The organism is Hydrogenophaga sp. (genome assembly GCF_051860785.1).
Lineage (GTDB): Bacteria > Pseudomonadota > Gammaproteobacteria > Burkholderiales > Burkholderiaceae_C > Hydrogenophaga.
Map to the genome: position 1 here is coordinate 257,035 of NZ_JBIMLB010000004.1, position 19,534 is coordinate 276,568.

Below are 19,534 nucleotides of genomic sequence, written 5' to 3' on the forward strand. Positions count from 1 at the left end.
ACGCCGCACAGACCGATGTCTGCTTGAGGCGGAAAGTGGGTTCACCTTCAACAAGGAGACCTCCATGAACACCACCTCTCGCACTTCTTACCGATGGATCGCCCTGGCCGCTACGCTCACGGTGGCCACCTCTCTTGCCGCCTGCGGCGGCATGACACGCCAGCAACAGAACACCGCCATTGGCGCAGGCGTCGGCGCCGTGGGTGGTTCGGTGCTCACGGGTGGCAGCACCCTCGGCACGCTGGGCGGTGCCGCGGTAGGCGGCATCATCGGCAATCAGGTCGAGCCCAAGAAATAACTCCTTTGGCCGAGCACGGGCGCGCGGGAGCGGTTCAACCGCCTGCGCGCTTGACGCGGTACCCGGCGGCCTGCAGTGCCGTCACAACGCGCTCCACGTGATCGCCCTGAACTTCGATCACGCCTTCCTTCACGGTGCCACCTGAACCGCAAGCAGCTTTGAGCTGTTTGCCCAGCGCGGTCAACGCTGCGGCGTCAAGCGCCAGGCCCTTGACCAGGGTGACGGCCTTGCCGCCCCGACCCTTCGTTTCACGGGATACACGCACCACGCCGTCGCCCGCAGGCGCCGGGGCGGCTTGCTTGCAACGGCATTGCGCCACCGGCTGGCGGCAGGCCGGACACATGCGACCGGCTTCTGTGGAATACACCAGCCCACCGGCTGAGAGCTTGTTCTTCATGGCCGTGGATGGTACCGGGCGCTACACTGCCCCGATCCATGCCATTCATCGCCCTGGGCCTTGCGCCCGCCCTCGCCCGCGCCGCCGCTGAACTCGGCTTCTCCACGCCCACCGCCATTCAAGTTGAAGCGATCCCGGCCATACTGGCAGGTACCGACCTGCTGGCAACGGCACAGACCGGTTCCGGCAAGACCGCCGCCTACATTCTTCCGCTGCTGCAGCGGCTCGCCGACCGCTCGCCACCCAAGGGCCCCCGACCTGTGCGGGCGCTGGTGCTGGTTCCCACGCGAGAACTCGCGGCACAGGCCGGCGAAGTGGCGCGCAGCCTGGCGCAGCACCTGCCTGTGCGGCCCAAGGTGGCCGTGGCGTTCGGTGGTGTTTCCATCAACCCCCAGATGATGGCGTTGCGCGGCGGAGCCGACCTGGTGGTGGCCACGCCCGGGCGCCTGCTCGACCTGGTGGAGCACAACGCGCTGAAGCTGCACCAGGTAGACATGCTGGTGCTCGATGAAGCCGACCGCCTGCTGGACCTGGGCTTTGCCGATGAACTGGCGAAGGTGCTCGCACTGCTGCCGGCCCGGCGTCAGAACCTGTTTTTCTCGGCCACCTTTCCAGCCACGGTGCAGGCCCTGGCCGATGGATTGCTGGTCAAACCCCGGCGCATCGACCTGCCCGCCACCACGGCGACTGCGGACGCCGTGGTTCTGCAAAGGGCCATTCTGGTCGACAGCACGCGGCGCGCCACGTTGCTGCGCCATCTCATCCAGGAACACGCATGGCAACGCGTGCTGGTGTTCGTGGCCACCCAACACGCGGCCGAGCGCCTGGCAGCCAAGCTGCACCGGGGCGACCTGTACGCCACCTCGTTCCATGGTGGCTTGAGCCAGGGTGCACGCCAGCAGGCATTGGCCGAATTCAAGGAAAAGCGCTGGGACGTGGTGGTCACCACCGACCTGGCCGCACGCGGCATCGACATCGAATCGCTGCCCGTGGTGGTGAACTTCGACCTGCCGCGATCAGCTGTCGACCACATTCACCGCATCGGACGCACCGGCCGCGCTGGTGCCGGCGGTGTCGCGGTGAGTTTCGTCAGCCCGGGCACGCTGGCGCACTGGCGCCTGATCGAAAAGCGCCAGGGGATGAGCCTTCCCCTGGAAGCGCTGCCCGGCTTTGAACCGACCGAGGCAGCGCCACCGCCATCGACAGGCCATGGCGGCATCAAGGGGCTGCGGCCCAGCAAGAAGGACAAGCTCCGCGCGGCGGCGGCAGCCACCACGCCGAAAACCGATTGAGGCCGTGGTCTAGAGACGGGCGAGCAAGCGTGGCACGTTGACCACCACCCGAACCTCGCCCGGCGGCAGACTCTCCCGCACTTCGTAGGTGGGGTCTTGCGTGTCGCGCAGGGCAGGCTCGCCCAAGGGAAGACCCTGGCGCCCGACGATGGCAAACACCAGCGGCGCGTGGGCCCTGGCGCCGCGCTTCACCACCACGGCCAGTTCACCACTGGCCAGGCGCACATAGCTCCCCGGCGGGTAGAGGCCCACGTGCTTGATGAGCAGCGCGCCGAGCGGATCGGGCTGTTGATCCGCTCCCAGATAAAGCTCGCGCGCCACCTGTTGCGCCAGCAGGCCCCCCCGGCCCTGGCGCGGGCTGAGCATGGCCACATAGGCATCCGCCATCTGCAGCAGCCGATGCGCCGTCCCCGTGACCTGCTTTCCTGTGGGGTAGCCACTGCCATCGGGCCGCTCATGGTGGTCTTCCACCAGTTGCAACCACAATTCATCTGCGACGCCCAGCCGCCTCAACGCGGCCGCGCCCTGCGCGGGATGCTCTCGCACCGCCTGGCGCTGCACCTCGGACAGCAAATCCTGGCGAGCCAAAGCATCGTGCGTGCGCGTCATGCCGATGTTCATGCACAAGGCCGCGCGAAAGAGGGAGGCCTGCTCCTTGGGCGACAGACCGGCGGCGGGAGACAACAAGGCACAAAGGCCTGCCGACAGGAGCGCATGCGTGGTGCTGTAACCCACACGCACGTCGAACAACATCTGAACCAGCACCAGCAGACTTTCGTCCGGGCTCTCAAGCCAGCACCCTTCTGCTCGCTGCGCAACGCGTTCAATGCGCTCCAGAAACTGCCCGGCACCCTCGCCCTGGTGGAGCAAAGTGGCCAATGAGGCGTGCAGGTCGGGCCAGACCTGATGCGCGCTGCGCTCGTCCCACGCCTGCGCCGCACGCACCTCCACCATGCGGGTCAGCCCGGCAATGCGGCTGAGCGATTCGTTGCTGCGCACCATGCGGTCGAGCTCGGCCGTGTAGCTGTAAGACCAGGCCTGCCAGTCGCTCTCGCGCACCATGGGCGCATGCAGCATGAGATGGCCCCGGTGCTGCTCGGAGGTGATGGGCTCACCCTTGCGCAGCAACAAAACGCCCTTCGGGTCCCACACATTGACGGGGACCGGCTGGTGCAGTGCGATCACTTCCAGGGGCAAGGGCTTGTACATCCCGACAATCTAAGCGCCTTCCAGCCCCGGATAAGCGCCGATAAGAAGCAGAAAAGCCTGCAAGTTCAGGAATCTGCAGGCTTTCTGGGTCTGGTGGGCGGTGCAGGGTTCGAACCTGCGACCCCTGCCGTGTGAAGCCAAGGGATGGCCAGCGCGTAGCCCCCTCTCCCTCTATGGCGAAACCTGCTGACAAGCCATTCCGAGGCCAGATCGCCAGCAAATTACACCGGAATTACACAGGCTGCACAATGGCTCCATGCCCATCTGCGGACCCGACACCTCACGCACCGCCCGAGCTTGCGAGCACTGCGCACACTTCGGTGGCTGGCCTGAGAGTGTGCACGGGGCGGCCTGGTGCCTCAAGAACCTGTACTGCAATTCCCTGTCCTACCACGGGTGTTGCGACTGGACGCCGCAGCCGCCGGGCTGGGTGGAGCCTCCAGACCCTGGGCCTACCCCTGGCCTTGCCGTGCACGGTGATGGCCGGCGGCCGTTCAGGAATCGCTGATCAGAAGTACCGCGCCCAGATCAGCACCGCGATGGCCAGGCCCCAGATCACCCCGAGGCTGACCACCATCTCGGTCATTTCTGGGCCTGCGCGATGATCTGGTCCTTCTGGCTGCTCGACTTCGTGGTGCCGAACCAGAAACTCATCACCATGCCCCAGGCGGTGCCGAGTGAGCCCAGCATGATGAGCAAGGCCGGCGATTCGCTGACCGTGAGGGTGTCGGTCATCATGCCCAACAGCACGCCGAAATAGCCCACGGTGACGCCGATCGACAGGAGAGCAGGCACAGGACTCTGTGTCTGGGTTTGCATCTTGCGGGCGCTGTCGCGGTCGAGCGCGTGCACTTCCTCGATCTTGATCTCGTTTTCCTTGAGGAATTTCTGGAAGTCGATCTCGGCCAGCTTCACGTTGGCGATCTGGTCGGGTGTCATACGCCCCGAATTCAGCACCTCGGAAACCGCCTCCACGGTCTTGTCCTCGATGCCGAGCTTGTCGGCCAGGAACGCAGCAGCAGCACCGCCGAGAGGGCCACCCAGTGCGGTGCCGATCATCGGCGCGATGGTCTTGAGCCAGTCCATGGTTAACCCCCCGGGTAGGTTTTGCGGTTAAGTTCGAAGTGCGGGCCGTCCTTGAACGTGATCCAGTCACCCCCCCACACGATCGGGACGTTCAGTTCGCCGGCCGCGCTCTTCATCGCCTCGGCGATCTTGTAGTAGAGGGGCCAGTCCCACCGCACCTCACCAGCCACCCATGCGCCCAGGTCGACAGCGTGGCCCGTCAGGTGCCGACTGTTCATCGTTGTGCTGGCGCCTGCCTTGTACAACTCGGACTGCCGGGCCTTGGTACGCACCCCCTCCAAAACTGTGAAGTCCACGTCCGACAGTTCAATGGCCCGCTGGACCACCCGCACAAGATCGCCGTGCACGCCAGCCAGTCGCTCTATGGAGCGTTTTCCGAGCTTGTAGCCACTCATTGCAGATCTCCGGGTTTGGTGAAATCGCCTTTGGCCCACCGCTTGAGGCGCATGCCCCACTCGGTTTCCTCCCGCCACCACTTGCGCAGCAGGTACAGGGCTTGCAGGATGAACATGGCGATGGCGATCCACTCCGCCACCGACAGGCGCGTGGCGATGGCATAGCTCGTGGTGGGCGTGGAGACGATCGCCTGGACGACGAGGTCTTTGATTTCTTGCTTCATGTCCGGTACACCACGAAAGAGACGTAGGCGCAGTCAACCAGCGAACCGCCCTCTTGCTTTGTCGTGATGACGAATGAGGATGTGGTGTTGCTCTCGTTGTTCACGATGGCGTAGGTGGCCAATGAGGTGTTGCGACAGTCGCAAACGACCACGTAGTCAGTGGAGCCAAGCGCAGCAGCCAGATTCACCGTATAGGTGCCGGTGGTGGTGCGGGTAATGCTGGTGACGTTGCCCGCGTTGTTCGGTGCGAAGGTGCCGGTGGTGCGGCCGTCGAAAATTCCAAAAGCCCGGGCACCGAAGATTGGCGCAGCGGTGGCAAGGTTCGCCATGGTGGCACTGCCGAACGCCGCGCCGGCTTGCAGCACAGGTGCCGAACTCAGTGTCTTCACCCCCGCAACGGTTTCGTTGCCGGCGAGGCCAACAGCGGCAACGAAGGCACGACCTTGCGCGCTGGTCAGTTCCTCAATCGGTCCCGTGGATGCGGTGGTGCGAGCCAGCATGCGGGCCGTGCTCATGGTCAAGCCGCTGGCGGCTACCGAGCCAGAATTCGCATAGCTGCCCGCCGCCTGCGCGCCAAGCGTTGAACGCGCTCCGGCGGCGTTCGTGTCGTCAAGCAGCGTCTCCATGAATGGAGTGACCACAACACCAGCGCCCAGCGTGTCGGCGGCGATGGCGTTGCCCGATCCATCGAAGGCGAGAAACTTTCCCGATCGCCCCCCGACCGATGGCAAAACCATCGGGGCGGCCGTGTCGCCAGGTGGAAGGCTGACGCTGAGCGCTGCGAAGTAGGCCGCGTCCTGCATGGCCTGCCACACGCGGTCGATGTCTTCGTCCAGCGTCTTCGATGGCAGGTCGCCATTCTCCTGGTAGTCGGTGCTTCGCGCCAGCGGGATGTCGCGCTGGATCTCGACCAGCACGTTGTTGCCGGGCGCCACGGAGAATGTGATGGAGCCGCCGGCCTGAACGCCCACACCGGCCACGGTGTATCCGCTCATCTGCACCACGCCATCAAGGGACACCTGCAGGTCACCCTCCTGGAGCAACTGAAAGGTGAAGCCGAACAGCGTCGTGACGCCGTTGGCGATGTGTGCGTTGTAGGGGGTCTGGACGACAACCGTCATGGGGGCCTCTTTCGGAGTGCGCCCACACAAGGTCTATTCGTCGAGCGCGTAGGTGTGCTCTTGGGCTGCTGGGCGCCAATCGTCCGCCGGACCCTCGTTCGGATTCCCGACGAACTGACCGATGCGCGCGGGCTGATCCGTGACCGCTCCCGCCCCTGCGTCCATGAGGTCGTCGGGCTGCTCTGGGATGGCCGGGTTCCAGTCTTTCATCTGGTCCCACAGGTCGCCGTTGAGCACGTCCACGTGTGCCCACAGGTGCCCGGACTGAATCAGGGGTTCCAGAGCCTCCAGGATCCGCTTGTTCTTGTTGGCCATGGCATCAACTTCCTTCACCCCGCACCGCAGCTTTCGCCGCTTGAGCGCCGCCTTGAGGAAGGCCGGGGCGAAGTGCCCTATCCCGTTCGTTTCCACCGTCACGCGCGGCACGCGGAATTTCTCGATCAGGTCGCAAAGTTGCCATACCTGCCCGCCGTTGGGCACGCCGTTGGCGTCGGTTTCCGCCACGTCCCCGGTGAGCGCGGCCGCGCGGTGCCAGTAGTGCCGGCCCTGGGCGTCCTGCATATCCAGCACCGCCGCGGACACGTCGCTCCCCGCCTTCCCACTGGACGGGTCCCAACGCAGGGACATGCCCACGATCTGGACCGCGCCCAGCCAGCAGGTGAGCACTTTGTTGCTGGTGATGAATCGAGGCTCTGCGTCGTAGGCGATGATCCGGGCCGGGTCCAGCCGGATCTCGTGCACCGGCTTGCTGTGGAGCTGGTACTGGCTGTCCCATTCGTTGATCGTGCGCGTCTCGCGGCGGCGCTTCTCGAGTTCCTTGCGGTCGAAGCGCTCGGGCCAGGCCACACCGGCGTAGCAGTCGATCAGCCCGCCGGGCGCCGAGGCGAACACCATGCGCTTGCCATGCAGCCGGTAGTCCACGCCCTCCACCATCAGCCGGGAAAGCTTGCCGATGCCGGTGAAGACGAACTCGGGCACGAAGGGCAGTTCGTAGGCCGCGCGCTTGGCGTCCTCGATGCGGTGCTCTTCCGCGAACATGCGGATGGTCAGGCAGTCTGCGCCCATGGCTTCCTGCTCGTCGTAGAGGCTGTCGTGGGTGTGAGGGGTCCCCACGTACAGCCGACGCCCACCGGGCACCAGGATGTGCACCTGCTCGCCCAGGCGGTAGCGCAGCTTCTCGCGCGCCTCGGGGGTCTGGATGTTGCGCGGCACCTCCACGTCGTCGTTCTGGCACTCGTCGGCGCGCGCGCTGGTGACGTTGGACAGAATGCCACGGGCGTACATGCTGGGATTGCGCGGGTCGGTAGCACCCTCCACCCACCACGATTCAACACCGCCGGCACGGAACATGCCTCGCGTGAGCGGATGATTGCGCAGGACGTGCTGCGTGTCCCGGCTGGTCTTGTAGGCGGTCTTGTCGGCCTCACCCTGGTGCAGGATGCGGAACGTTGGTTCAATGTAGTAGCGCCATGCGTTGTACACGGCCAGCAGAGTGGACTTGCTGAATCCGCGATGGGCACGGAGCACGGCCAGCACGCCTCGGTGCTGCAGCCAGTGGCAGGCACGCACGTGCACCGGCGGTACCTTCCATCCAAGGTGTTTGGCCCACAGCAGGTAGAAGGCCGCAAAGGAAATTTCACGGCTTGCCATGCGGTACGGCTTTCTTTTTGGCCGTTTCGATCATGCGCGCGGCTTCTTTTTCTGCTGCCTGGACGTCAGCTTCCAGATCGCCGTCATCATCGACCACCGCTCCCGGTGTCACTTCGCCACCTGATGTCTTGGCGCGCACCGCGTCCACCAGAGACACAATCCGCTGCGCGCACGCCAGCGTGGCAACCGCGTCTTTCTTGCACCAGTACCGATCACCCCGGGTGCCCTTCTCCATGTTGGCCGGCTCGATGCCAGCGCCTGGCCACTTGTCGGGGTCGCTCTCGTGGATGAACAGGTCCACCAGTTGCTCGGCGCGCTTCTGCAGGCTTTCAAACTGATCCTGCCTCATGTCAATTCCCCACCGCCGCGCCCATGTCCGGCGCGCGCATTTCGTCAAAGTACGCCCCCGGCTCCCACCAGTAAGAGCCGCCCCATTCCTTCTGATGCCGCGCGCGCTGGCGCTGCAGGTAGCCCGGGCTCATGTTCTCCTGCAGGCCGTGCAGCAGCATGTGGTCCAGGGCGGCCTTGCCGTACCAGAGGTTGATGTACGGCAGGTGTGAGCGTCCGAAGCGCACCGCCTCCGCGCCCGCGTGCGTGTCCTTGCCGGCGCGCAGCTCGTCGATGTTGCCCTTGGTCAGCTCCCAGATTTCCGCTGCGCTGCCGAACGACGGGCCCAGCAGCATGCGCCCCAGCGAGTCCAGCGGGCTGCGGTCATCGGTGGTGTCGCCCAGCACGATGTCACCCAAGAACCCAGCACCACCGCCTTGAGCAGCAGCACGTGCCCAAAACTTCGGGCTGGTCATGTCCACCGGGTCCTTGCCCTGCACCATCTGCTTCGTCTGGAAAGCGATTGCACCCAGCGCGGTGGTGGTCAGGAACAGCGCAGCGGTGTACGCGGCCTTGTTCGCCAGCATGGGGGCACCGTCCAGTCCTCGATCGCCTTCGAGCATGCGCCGCCAGTGGCGCGAGATCATGGCAATGGGGAAGCTCTTGAACTGCATGGTGAGCCGCGCCAGTTCGCCATCGAAGGTGCCGGACTGCTTTCCACCCCAGGTCTGCAGCGCGCGGGTCGCCATGTCGGGGTTGATCACCGCGTATTCGCTCTCGTCGGTGATGAAGCCCAGGATCTTGGCCACCACCTCACTCGAGCGTGGGGCGCCACTGGCCGCGATGGACTCAGGCGTCAGGAACTTTGTGCCCTGAAAGTCGGTGAGCTGGGCTTGCGTCACCACATCCCAATCGGCTTCGGTGATGCCCTTGCGCGCCAGGTGCGAGCGGTCCCACTCCGTGAGGTCCGCCCACTTCGTCTGCGAGAGCTTGGCCAGGCCCTGCATCATCGTCATGCTGAAGCCCCGACGAAGGCTGTCCGTCCAGGCGTTCATGAGCGAAAGCTTCATGGTGCTGTTCGCGAGTCGGCCCGACCAGTTGTTTTTGATGTTCTCGCCCTGCCAGCGGTTCAGGTCGTTGATCATGGAATCGGCGATCAGGCCGTGGGTGGTCAGGAACTCTCGCACCTCCGGGCTGGCCTGCTTGCCCACGTTCTTCAAGGTGTTCCAGTAGCCCAGCCTGTTGTAGCCCGTGGTCACCATCAGCGTGCCCACGTCGGTGATGCTGGACAGCAGGGCCCCGGCCAGCTTGCCGAAGGTCTGGATGTTGCGGATGTCCTGCCCGATCTGGGCCAGGCGCGCGCTCTCCGGTGCGCCGCTGGTGCCGGTGAGGATGTCCCAGTAGGCCTCTGGCTTGTTGCCGAACACCCGTTTGATGCCCTGGTCTGCACGCTCAGCAAGATCCTGCTGGAGTCGGAACTGGGCTTCCGGGTTCGGGCCGTACCGCTCCACCACCCCGATGTCCCTGGCCATGCCGCCCACGTGGCCCACCATGGCGTCGTACATCGAGCCACGGCCATATTCGGACAGGTAGGCCGTGTAGCTCTCGCCGTCTTTGAAATGGATCTGCCGGCTCTCGCTGCCACGGTTCGATCGGGCGCCGCTGCCGGTGATCTGGCCGGGCGTGCGCTTGTTCAGGCCGTCCGTGGCGATGGTGTCGTAAGCCGCGCGCAGGAAGTCCAGCACCTCCGCATCGCCCATGCGGGAACCGTCCTCCCGCACGTAGCGCGCGCGGTCGAGTTTCGGCAGAAGCTGCGTGGCCCACTTCTCCGCGCCAGCGGCGCGCACGCGTGCGTCGTCGTGTGGCTGTGGCAGGTAGCCGTACTCCAGGCGGCCCACGTCGCCACCTGCGGTGTTGAAGCGCTGGCGCATGCCCTCGATGGTCTCCAGCCACGCCTTCGCCCCTTGCTGCGCCAGCTTGTTGCCGGTGCCGCCCTTGCCCATGGCGAACACCTCGTTCACGAGGTCCATGGTCATCTGCGGGTTGGAGGCGTCGAACAGGAACATCAGCGCGCGCCGCCCTGCGCCGGCACCCTGGGAACTCGTGGCCGCCTCGATCAGATCCATCAGGCCCTTCAAGCTGTCGCGCTTGACGCCCTCGACGTAGAGCTGGGTGTTGTTGATGTCCTCGACCAGCGCCCGGCTCTGGCCCGAATCCAGGTTCTGCTTGAGGTCTGCAATCCGCTGCCCCGTGGCTACGGTCGCCAGCACCTGCCGCTGGGCGTTCTCCACCTTGCGAGCTGCTTCGGCCTGCATGTCCTGCATGGCTACCGTGGCGGCTTCCTTCACCCGGTCGGCCATGGGTTTGGCGATCCACGCCTGGGGGTCGGCCTGGGCCAGCCGGCGCATGCCGCCGCTGATGCGGTCCTCGATGCCCCGGATTTCAGCATCCGAGAGGGGGCGGCCTGCTGCCTGGTTGACAGCCTGCCGGCATTCGGGTTTCATAGCCATGTGATCACCTTCCTGAAAGCCGCCGCCGTCATCGCCTGCATGGTCGCCATCATCCCGCTGGCGGTGTGGGCGGGGTCTGGCCGCTTCTCGCACGGCTTGCACGCGCTCAAGCAGTTCCTCATTGCCATGGGGTGGCTCGTCGTGCCCGTGGTGGTGGTCGCGCTCATCGCGTCCATGCCCTGGTGAGCGGCACCGAGCGAACGAGCTTCACGGGCGACCAGCGCACCGTAGCCATGCACGCCAGCGTGTCGTCCTCATCCACGATCTCCACCTGAACCGAGCGCCCGCGCGGAGCCAGTTGCTTGGCGTGCTTGGCCATCAGCTTGCGCACCTTGGCCGTGCTCCACTTCACCGTCGCGGTGGCCTGCAGGGTGTCGTCCTCGTCGGTGACGCGCAGCACCACATCGCGGCGATCCACCGGCACGTCGATAAGCCAGTTCCTGCCACCGCTGCCGCTAGGCTGGGGAGCGGGGCCGAGGATCGCGGTGGCGTCAAGGGTGTCATGCTCATCCACCACGTCCAGCGTGACGGAGATGACGCCCTCCTGCTGAACGATGGCGGTGGCCTCCAGCGTGTCCGCCTCGTCGGTCACTGATAGGGCAACCGCCACCACCGCCCCCAACGTCGCGGTCAAGGTGTCCGCCGTATCGGTCACGCCAGCGTTCACGGTAACCGGCATCGTGCTGGTTGCTGCCAGGGAGTCCGATGCATCCGTGACCGACAGGGCCACGCCCACGGTCAGGGTCGCCGATGCACTCAATGTGTCGGCTGTGTCCGTCACCCCCAGGTTCACCTCGATGCCAGCCTCGCCCACCGTGACAGTGGATTCAAGCGTGTCGGCTTCATCCGTGACCGAGAGGTTTACAACCACCTGAACCGTGGACGTAGCTGACAGGGTGTCGCTGGCATCGGTGGCGGAGAGATTCACCGCGACTGGCAGTGTGGCGGTGGCACTCAGGGAGTCGGCTGCATCGGTCGCTGCCAGAGCCACCGCCACCAGCACGCCTGCAGTGCCTGCCAGGGTGTCGGCCGCGTCGGTGACGCTCAGGTCTACGGTGACACCGGAACTCTCTGGTGTCCAGCGTAGGTGAGCTTCGCCATCACCACCCGCGCCGCTCGTTTGCCCGTTGGCCGCCGCTTCACCGAGCGCGGCACCACCGCCGCCACCACGCACGCCAGGCTTGCCGCTTTGGGCCGGATTCGGAGGCGCGGGTCCATTGTCACCACCTTCACCGCCACCATCCGTGCCAAAGCCCCGCGTGGCACCTGACCAGAAAGCGGGAGCACCGCCGCCGCCGCCGCCGTATCCCAGCGAAGCGCCGGTAATGTCATCGGTGACGCCAGGACCACCGTCGCCCGCCTTGGTGCCGTTGGCCGCCGTGCCAGCGCCGCCAGCACCGTCTCCACCATCACCATCATCTCCGGGGCCAACAATTCCGCCTAGACCGCCAACGGCTGCCCCCGGCGCGTTGGTGCCAGCGATACTGGAATTTCCGCCTGCATTGCCCGTCGTGTTGGCTGGAGCAATGAGTGCGATACCCCCAGCGCCAACGACGACCGTGTAGGTCCCGGGGGCGAGTGTGAATGTCCCGGTCAGGACCTGGCCGCCATCGCCACCCGTAGCACCCTGATAGTCACCTCGACCACCAGAACCGCCAGCCGCGACAAGCGTGTACCTACCAGTCCCGCCGGTCGTGACGACCAGTAAATAGGTGCCAGGCGTCAGCCAACTGGCGAGCCTGTCCCCGCCGACATCGCTGAATACGGCGCCTGTACTGGCGCCTTCGTCGATGATGGGCATGGCGGTCCTCTCAGGCCGTCAAGCCTGCATCAGCCGTTGCCGCGCGTGATGCTGAACGTGGCGACGTTGACGGACTGCCCGTTGGCGATGTTGTTGTTGTCGGGCACGGCTTCCTGACCCACACCGAAGGTGCCCTGAACCTTTGCGGTGGTGCCGTCGGACGCGTAGATGCGGAAGAACGTGCCTGCCGTGCCAGACCCTGCACCAGATTGGCCGGTCAAGGTCCAGGTGCCCGCCTTGGCCTTGACGCCAGCGCTCGACGCGCCCATGAAGTCGCTGGGGAGGGTGCCTTCTGCCAACAGCGTGTTGCCCGAGAGGGCGGCGGCCACGTTCGCAGGGGCTGTGCCGTTGTACACGCGAAAGATGGGCGAGGTGCCAATGTCGGTTTCGACCGCGTTGTTCTGCGCGTCACGAATGGATACGGCGTATTGCATCAGAGGCCCCCAAGAAAGCAGTTCGCCGCAACCTGGATGAGTTCAGCTTCGGCGGCTTCCTGCTGAGACTCACGAGTGACGGATTCCAGGTACTCGCGCATGCTCACCTGTTCGGTGGCGCGGCCCTGCTCGTCGAAAGTGATGGGCATCTTCTCTTCGAGCGCGTTCGGTTTCCCGACGATCAGGGCGTCGATCCGCTCCTGCAGGGGGTTGGGCTTGGCCTTGGCTTCCCCGCCCTGGCGCATGCCATCCACCGCATCAGCGATCAGGTCTTGCACCGGCGCGCCAGCCTTGCGCGTCTCCAGTGCACGGAACGAGTCCATCAGCTCAGGCATGCGCCCGGCGAACTCGGACACCCCGATCAGCATGTTTTGCAGTTCCGGGGACACATCCATGCCCGAGGCCTTCATGCGGCCCACCACCTCACCGACTGGCCGACCGTCGTCCAGCAGCCCGCGCGCTTCGTCGGCCAGGCGTGCGATGTCGTAGCGCTGCGGCTCCGCGCGCGCCACCTCTGGCAATTCACCCCGCGCCTGCGCCGCGTCCATTTCCTCGCGCAGCCCGGCGGTTCGGGTCTCCATCTCATCCACGATCCGGGCGGCTGCGGCTTCGGGCAGCACATCGGCCACCTCTACACGCTCACCTCCTGCCATCTGATCAATGGCCCGGGACATGGCCTTGTCGTGCGCGGCGCTCGCCACCAGGTCATCGGGTGGCGTGGCACGGTTGGCCTCTACGTGCTCTCGCAGCAACTCAACGCGGGCAGCGTCCACGGTCGCCTCGTCCACGGCCTGGGCCACCGGCGTGCGCTCGCTGGGGGCATGGCCCTTTGCTCGAGCAGCGGAGCGCATAGCAAGTGCACCGAAGCCCAGCGGCACCAGGGTGGACAGGGCCAAACCTGCGGGGTCGAAGGGGTCGTACTGGTCGGCCAGCTTGTCGTAGCCGGCGTTCTCCAGAATCGCGCGCGTGGCGGCCTGCTGTCCCATGAATGAGGCAGGCCCACCGGCCACGGCCAGGCCCACGGTGCCCGCAACGGTCTTTCCCGCCACGGGCAGTCCGAAGCCCAGCGCAGTGATCGCACCAGTGACCGCGCCGGCCTTGGTCCGGGTCTCCGCGTCCACGCCCTGGCGGGCCAGCTTCTCGGCCTCGGTGAAGCCTTCCTCGGCACCAGCCACCGCAGCGCCGGCCAGCGGGCCCATGGTCACCCCGGCCAGGATCGCCTTGGCGCCCAACCGCCCGAACTCCGCCACCGCCTGCTCGGCACCATGCGCGGTCACCGGATCGGGCATGTAGCCCTCGGCCACGTTGCGGAAACTGATGCCAGCGCCCGACCGGTAGTCAACGCCCTGCTCCTGAATGGCCCTGGCCTGCTTCTCGGTCTCGGCTTTCTCGGCCTCGGTCTGCATGGAGAACATGCCGCCTGAGCGAGCGCCCGTGGCTGCACTCACCTGACCGAAGGCTCCCAGCACCTCGGCGGTGGAGGCCATGCCTTCAGCCACGCCCGCCAGCGTTCCGCGCCCACCACCGCGCACCGCGCCCCACATGCTGAATGACGGCTCCTGCGGCTTCGGAGCCCGGGGGCGCTTGGCAATGTCGTTGACCGACTGTTCCAGGGCAGCGTCGAATGCGTCGAGCAGCATCAGCGCACCTCCACGATCAGGGGCTTCCCGTCGGGACGCATCACCAGCCCGTTGCCTGCTTGCACCGCGTACCGACCATTGCCGCGCACGATCAGGGGTGCGTCGGGAATCTTGCTGATGAAGTCCTTGGCGGGGATGGTCTGACCGCCCACCACCACGGTATCGCTGCGCAGATCCTTCGGCGTCAGGGTGCGCAGGCGCTCGTCGAACTGGCTGGAGGTCATGCCCTGCGGCAGCGGAACCTTTCGCCCACCACGCTCCACGATCCCGCCACCGGTGACCAGGCGCACCGCGCGCGACAGGTCGCCCGAGCCTTCGGACTGCAGGCCGTATTCAGCGAACACCGCCGCATCGATCATGGCTTCACGCACCTCTTCGGACGGGTAGGCGTCACCGATCACCTGCGCGACACGTGCGCGGATGCCGGTCACGGCCGCGTTGTCGGCCTTCACGGCCTTGTCCTTCATGGCCTGTGCCCCGCGCAAAACTATCTCCGAGGTATGTCGCCCCTGCGTGGTCATGGAGCCGGCCATGCCCAGGGCGATGCCCAGCGCCTTGTCCTTCGGCGCGATCTGCCGTGCAAGCGCGCCGGCCTGTTCAGGCCCTGCCACCTGCGCCAATTGGGCAATCGCCGTGGCGCGCTGCTCCACCGGCAGGTTGTTGATCATCTGCCCGACCTTCTCGGCCTCTTGGTTCAGGAGGGGCGAGACCGGCGTGCCCACCTGCTGGCGGGTCATGGACGCCTGATCCACCCGGCGGGCCATGGTCGCCACGAGGTTCTGCACGCTGCTGGTGTCCACGGGCTCGATCTGCTGAATCACCCCGCGCTCCAGCGCCGCGCGCAGCGGCTCTTCCTTGTAGTCGCGCACCGCGGCGTCATGCACCTTCTGCAGGGCGCCCAGCTTTTCCTCGGCCTTGGGATTCGTGCCAGTCCGCAGCAGATCGGCCCGCGCGGCGTCCAGGGTGGCCTGCTGCACATTGAGCGGCTGCACGCCGAACGCGGTGTTCTCCGGGCCCTGACGCATGGATTCCTTGAGCGCCGCCGCGTAGGGCGTGCCCTGCACCGCCTTGGTCACGCGGTCGATGTACTCGGGGGACAGAACTTTGCCCTGCGTCACCAGCGACTGTGCAGCGTTGAACTCGGCTTCGGCCTTGCGTAGGTAGCGCTCCTGCTCAGCCTGACGGCGGCGCGCTTCGGCTTCCGCACGCTGGATGTTGGACACCTGGAAGCCCTCGATCTGCCCGAGCAGGGTGGTCTTGCGCTGCGGGTCGATGTCGGCGAACTCATCCGAATTCAGGGACGCGGCTACCTTGTCGAGCGCCTTGTTGTCGCGCTTGGCCTCGTTCACCAGCGTCTGCGCCTTGTTCAGGCGGGTGCTCTCGCGCCAGCCCTGGTGAGCCTTCTGCAGCTCGGCGGCATTGAGACCGCTGAACGGGCCCAGGGCCTCGATGGTCTCGCTCACCATCTGGTCGGCCGCAGCCGGGTCTTTCACGTACAGGCGCTGGGCGTATTCGAGCTGGGACTGGAGGCCGGAGCGCACGTCCTGCTGATCGCGCTGCAGCACCGCCTTGCCGACACTGCGGCCCAGGCGCGCGGCGCGGTTGGTGGCAGAGGATTGCGCCAGCGTGGCGTGCTCGGGGGGGATGTTGGGCATGCCCGCCGCGATGCGCTCCTGCGTGCGGCGCTTGAATTCGTCGTTGGCTGCGGTCTTGTCGATCGTGCCATCCTGGATGCCGGCGGCCACCTCGTCGCCAATGATGTCCAGGTCGGTCTCCATGTTCTGGAGTTCCACCGCCGCCTTCGTGCGGTTCGCAGCTTCTCGGGTGGCCTTGGCCTGGCGCTCAAGGATTGCAGCCTCGCGCCGCTCCTGATCGACCATCTGGGCACCCACCCCCTCAACAGACTGCGCGAGCGCACCACCATAGGCCGCCTCCGACCCGGCGGCGCCGCTCATGGTCAGATTGCCCGAGCGGGCCGTGACTTCGCCGAAACCCTCACCGCGTGGGATCTTCGCCATGGGTCAGCCCTCCCATCCGGAAAAGTCACCCGTGGTGCCGTCGTAGAAGGGCTGCGTGGTGGCGGCCTTTTTTGCGCCCTTCCAATTGCTGTAGCCCTGCGCGCCGGTGCGGAACAGGGAGGCGTTGAGCTTGTTGTCCCCGGCCTTCTTTGCCATGCGGCCCGAGCGCTCCATGGTGCCGGCACGTCGCCCACCGGTCAGGATCGTCATGGCCGCATCCTGGTTGGCCAGCGTGTCGATCTCGTGCTCAGCACCCAGGGAGAACTCGTCCAGCCGGGCGCCGCTGGCCGCCGTCGCTGCGCGTGCCGCGCCCTTCTGGGTGCGTGCTGCCCGCAGGATGCGATCGGCCTGCTGGGTGGCAGCGTCCCGCTCGTAGGCCGCATCGACCTGCGCAAGGGCGTTCTGCGTCTTGCCCTGCTCACTGCTGGCGAAGCCACCCATGGCGGTGCCGCCCATCATCAACATTTCAGCGCCAGTGCACATTCAAGCCTCCAGGATCAGCCCACAGCGGGCAAGGCCCAGGCGCTCATAGAGCCGGGCGGTTTGTTCGGTCTGTACGCCGGTGGTCACACCCACCTGCACGATGCGCGCGCCGCGCTCGCGTGCCCACTGCCGGTACTGGGCGACCAGCCGCACCGTGGACATGCCACCGCGCTGGCGCTCGTCGATGAACAGGGCAAGGTCGGTGGCCACGAGGTCATCGCTGGCCCAGTGCGGGCCGATGATCCCGGCCATGCCACCGATCACCTGCGCGTGCTCCGCCACCCACAGGAAGCCGGCAGGGCTGTCGAGCAGGCCGCGCAGCGTGTCGTGCAGCCTGGCACGTGAGAAGGTCAGGCGCGAGAAGCGCGGGCTCTCTGCGTGCATGCGCTCGCCCAGGTCCAGCAGGACCGGCAGATCAAGGGCGTTCGCCGGGCGGATCATCCGACGTTCACCGTGATGTTGCGGATGATGGCCAGCACCGTCCACGGGTAGGGATACGGCTGCTCCAGCACCATCTCGCTCTCGCCCTGCTCCCACCCAAGGTCTGACATGTCCTTGAGCCCGGTGAAGGCTTCCAGCGGCTGGTCCAGCGTCATGGGCGTGTCGAACTGGCGGAACTGGATTTCGGTCCCGTTGAGCCGCGCGCCGATGGTCTTGTGGAATCGCACCTTGGTGTTGTGCACGGAAATGGCCTGGCCCTGCGATGTGCCGGTTCCTGTGCCCACCTCGGGCGATTCCTGCACGATGCGGCCGAGGTAAGGCAGGCCGGCCGAGACCTTGGTGGCGGTGCGCGGTAGCGTGATCTCTCCGCCCGTCACCACCTGCGTGCCCATGTAGATGTCGTCGGCCAGGACGCTGACCGTCTCGCCTTCGAGGTGATCGAAGCCGGCCCAGGTGTCAGATGCTGGCCCGGTGACTTCCTTGCGGCAATCGTGGGCGTTGCGCACCTCCTGCGTGGAACGCCAGGCGCCCCAGTCCAGCAGCTCGATGTAGCGCTTCGTCTGCCCGTCGATGGTGCGCTTGACCAGCAGGTAGGTGCCGCCGGGGAGGTTGGCCACCCACTCAACCTTCCCGCCCACGTCACCAGAGCACGGCGACACCTGGTTCTGCTCGGCGTTGTAGGTCATCGCAATGAGCTTGCCGTCCATGGTGGCGATCCACAGCACAGATTCAGGCGCCTGCTCGAATGCCATGGACTTCACGCCCAGGCGGAACAGGTGTTCGGAGAAAACCGACACGTCGCGGGAGGTGAAGCCGTCCACCTCGCTGGGGGAAATGGCGCGCATCACGTTGCCGCCCTCTTCCACGAACATGAGCTCGGAGCCGATCTTCTCGGGCCGCACACGGTCACAACCCCAGCCGGTGCGCTCTTTGATGTTGGCGTTGGTCTGGGTCACAGGCTTCTCGATCCCGCCCCGGGTTTCCCACTCACCGCCCAGCGTCAGCGACACGAGGTTGTTGCCGCTGCTCATGAACTCGATCGGGTTCACCTCGTCGGAGTCCAGGGTCTTGTAGACCGCAGAGTCGTCTTCCACACCCGGGGTGAAGTCGAAGAACAGGCCCGACATGGAGCCCCATTGCGTCTGCGGGTAACGCCGCGTATTCGCCAGCCAGGTGCGTTGCTGGTAGAAGGTCACGGCCTTGGGGTAGCCGTCGTGCGGGTTCCACGCGGGTTTGCGCAGTGCCCACGCATCTGCAGGTGCACCGGTGGTGCCGCTCAGCACCTTGACGATCACGCCGCTGATCACCGTGTTGCTCGAGTAGCTGGTGACCCGAACCAGCCCGCCATTGATGTCCACCACCGAATTGACGACATCCGTCCTCCACCCGGCCGCGCCCAGGGTAAGGGTGATGGTTGCACCCAGCGGACTGGCAGCACTGGGGGTGTTTGTGGCCTGCGGCGATCCTTCGAGCACCCACACCGGTGCAGCACTGGCGGGAATAGTCGAGCCGTTCGCCACAGTCTGGCCGAATGCCGTTTCTACCGTGGCGGTGGCACTGGTGCCAGAGCCCACGGCGGTGATCAGCGCGACCCCTCCGCCCCAGGTGATGCGCCGGCCTACATCTGCGGCCAGGAAGAAGCTCGCCCCGGCGGTGAGCGTGCGACCTGCACCCACGGCCACGTTGCTGATGGTCATGGTCATGGTGCCTCGGTCGCCTACCTCCGCCACGGCGCCGGGCAGGAATGCAGCGTCTGCCAGCACCCACCGCGCGTCCCCGAAGCGGCGGATGGACTGCACCGCGTGGTCACCGTGGCATGCCAGCATGGTGTCAGCGCCCTGGCTGTAGTCCAGGTCCACCAGCTCATTGAACGCCCATGGCGTGGAGATTTCGTAGGGCGTGCCGGGCGACGACTCCACAGCCAGCCCGTTCTTCCAGACGCGCATGTACTGATTGCCCAGCTCCAGCAGGTAGGCATCGGTGCGCGAGAACACGAAGGGGACGATTCGGGCCTCTTCGGTGGAGGTCTTCACCTCACCGATGAACCGGGTTGGCGGGCGGATGGTGGCGCCACCCTGCTTGAACACCACGCAGTTGCGCAGCTCTTTGGCGCTGGCGTTGTACTTCTCGATGTCCACCCGGCCGCGCAGGCGGGGCGACTGCTCCCCGGCGGAGAAGTTCGTGGTGATCGTCTGGACCTTGGGCATC

At 66.1% G+C, this 19,534-nt stretch carries 19 protein-coding genes; 3 read left to right on the forward strand and 16 right to left on the reverse strand.

The window, feature by feature from the left end; genetic code table 11:
- The first annotated feature begins 64 nt into the window (after positions 1-64).
- Positions 65-298 carry a glycine zipper 2TM domain-containing protein gene (locus ACTIF6_RS08235; protein ID WP_439587476.1) on the forward strand — a complete coding sequence of 78 codons (234 nt, stop codon included), beginning with the start codon at positions 65-67 and terminating at the stop codon, positions 296-298.
- A 34-nt stretch (positions 299-332) separates the two neighbouring features.
- Here ACTIF6_RS08235 and ACTIF6_RS08240 read toward each other — a convergent pair whose 3' ends face one another.
- A complete protein-coding gene (locus ACTIF6_RS08240) occupies positions 333-695 on the reverse strand; it encodes a translation initiation factor Sui1 (protein ID WP_439587477.1) in 363 nt (120 codons plus the stop codon).
- Between the two features lie 38 nt (positions 696-733).
- Between ACTIF6_RS08240 and ACTIF6_RS08245 the strand changes: the two genes are divergently transcribed.
- Positions 734-1,987 (forward strand): DEAD/DEAH box helicase, encoded by a 1,254-nt coding sequence (locus ACTIF6_RS08245; RefSeq protein ID WP_439587478.1) that lies wholly within the window; start codon positions 734-736, stop codon positions 1,985-1,987.
- A gap of 9 nt (positions 1,988-1,996) precedes the next feature.
- Here ACTIF6_RS08245 and ACTIF6_RS08250 read toward each other — a convergent pair whose 3' ends face one another.
- The 8 genes from ACTIF6_RS08250 to ACTIF6_RS08285 form a co-directional block, all read right to left on the reverse strand.
- Positions 1,997-3,196, reverse strand: a complete 1,200-nt coding sequence (locus ACTIF6_RS08250; protein ID WP_439587479.1) for an HD-GYP domain-containing protein — start codon at positions 3,194-3,196, stop codon at positions 1,997-1,999.
- A 582-nt stretch (positions 3,197-3,778) separates the two neighbouring features.
- The gene (locus tag ACTIF6_RS08255) at positions 3,779-4,282 is read right to left on the reverse strand and encodes a hypothetical protein (RefSeq protein ID WP_439587480.1); all 504 of its coding nucleotides are present in this window, start codon (positions 4,280-4,282) and stop codon (positions 3,779-3,781) included.
- Between the two features lie 2 nt (positions 4,283-4,284).
- Positions 4,285-4,677, reverse strand: a complete 393-nt coding sequence (locus ACTIF6_RS08260) for a M15 family metallopeptidase (protein WP_439587481.1) — start codon at positions 4,675-4,677, stop codon at positions 4,285-4,287.
- Complete coding sequence (locus tag ACTIF6_RS08265) at positions 4,674-4,901, reverse strand: hypothetical protein (RefSeq protein ID WP_439587482.1); 228 nt, start codon at positions 4,899-4,901, stop codon at positions 4,674-4,676. Before ACTIF6_RS08265 ends, ACTIF6_RS08260 begins: the two co-directional genes overlap by 4 nt.
- On the reverse strand, positions 4,898-6,022 hold the full coding sequence (locus ACTIF6_RS08270; protein WP_439587483.1) for a hypothetical protein: 1,125 nt from the start codon (positions 6,020-6,022) through the stop codon (positions 4,898-4,900). Before ACTIF6_RS08270 ends, ACTIF6_RS08265 begins: the two co-directional genes overlap by 4 nt.
- Positions 6,023-6,055: 33 nt before the next feature.
- Positions 6,056-7,672 carry a phage terminase large subunit gene (gene terL, locus ACTIF6_RS08275; RefSeq protein ID WP_439587484.1) on the reverse strand — a complete coding sequence of 539 codons (1,617 nt, stop codon included), beginning with the start codon at positions 7,670-7,672 and terminating at the stop codon, positions 6,056-6,058.
- Entirely contained in the window at positions 7,659-8,021 is a 363-nt protein-coding gene (locus ACTIF6_RS08280; protein WP_439587485.1) for a hypothetical protein, read from the reverse strand. The genes terL and ACTIF6_RS08280 overlap by 14 nt, the downstream gene beginning before the upstream one ends.
- 1 nt (position 8,022) lies before the next feature.
- The gene (locus tag ACTIF6_RS08285) at positions 8,023-10,509 is read right to left on the reverse strand and encodes a hypothetical protein (RefSeq protein WP_439587486.1); all 2,487 of its coding nucleotides are present in this window, start codon (positions 10,507-10,509) and stop codon (positions 8,023-8,025) included.
- Between ACTIF6_RS08285 and ACTIF6_RS08290 the strand changes: the two genes are divergently transcribed.
- On the forward strand, positions 10,510-10,695 hold the full coding sequence (locus tag ACTIF6_RS08290) for a hypothetical protein (protein WP_439587487.1): 186 nt from the start codon (positions 10,510-10,512) through the stop codon (positions 10,693-10,695).
- On the opposite strand, the gene ACTIF6_RS08295 is transcribed toward ACTIF6_RS08290, so the two are convergent.
- From ACTIF6_RS08295 to ACTIF6_RS08325, 7 genes are read right to left on the reverse strand one after another with little or no spacing between them, the layout of a single operon-like run.
- A complete protein-coding gene (locus tag ACTIF6_RS08295) occupies positions 10,673-12,310 on the reverse strand; it encodes a hypothetical protein (protein ID WP_439587488.1) in 1,638 nt (545 codons plus the stop codon). The two genes, ACTIF6_RS08290 and ACTIF6_RS08295, sit on opposite strands and share 23 nt — an antisense overlap.
- A 29-nt stretch (positions 12,311-12,339) precedes the next feature.
- On the reverse strand, positions 12,340-12,744 hold the full coding sequence (locus ACTIF6_RS08300; protein ID WP_439587489.1) for a hypothetical protein: 405 nt from the start codon (positions 12,742-12,744) through the stop codon (positions 12,340-12,342).
- The gene (locus ACTIF6_RS08305; RefSeq protein ID WP_439587490.1) at positions 12,744-14,384 is read right to left on the reverse strand and encodes a hypothetical protein; all 1,641 of its coding nucleotides are present in this window, start codon (positions 14,382-14,384) and stop codon (positions 12,744-12,746) included. The genes ACTIF6_RS08300 and ACTIF6_RS08305 overlap by 1 nt, the downstream gene beginning before the upstream one ends.
- Positions 14,384-16,402, reverse strand: a complete 2,019-nt coding sequence (locus ACTIF6_RS08310) for a hypothetical protein (protein ID WP_439587491.1) — start codon at positions 16,400-16,402, stop codon at positions 14,384-14,386. Before ACTIF6_RS08310 ends, ACTIF6_RS08305 begins: the two co-directional genes overlap by 1 nt.
- A gap of 3 nt (positions 16,403-16,405) precedes the next feature.
- Entirely contained in the window at positions 16,406-16,885 is a 480-nt protein-coding gene (locus ACTIF6_RS08315) for a hypothetical protein (RefSeq protein ID WP_439587492.1), read from the reverse strand.
- Positions 16,886-17,326, reverse strand: coding sequence for a GNAT family N-acetyltransferase (locus ACTIF6_RS08320; protein WP_439587493.1), 441 nt, complete (start codon positions 17,324-17,326; stop codon positions 16,886-16,888).
- Entirely contained in the window at positions 17,323-19,533 is a 2,211-nt protein-coding gene (locus tag ACTIF6_RS08325) for a hypothetical protein (RefSeq protein ID WP_439587494.1), read from the reverse strand. The genes ACTIF6_RS08320 and ACTIF6_RS08325 overlap by 4 nt, the downstream gene beginning before the upstream one ends.
- Between the last annotated feature and the right edge of the window lies 1 nt (position 19,534).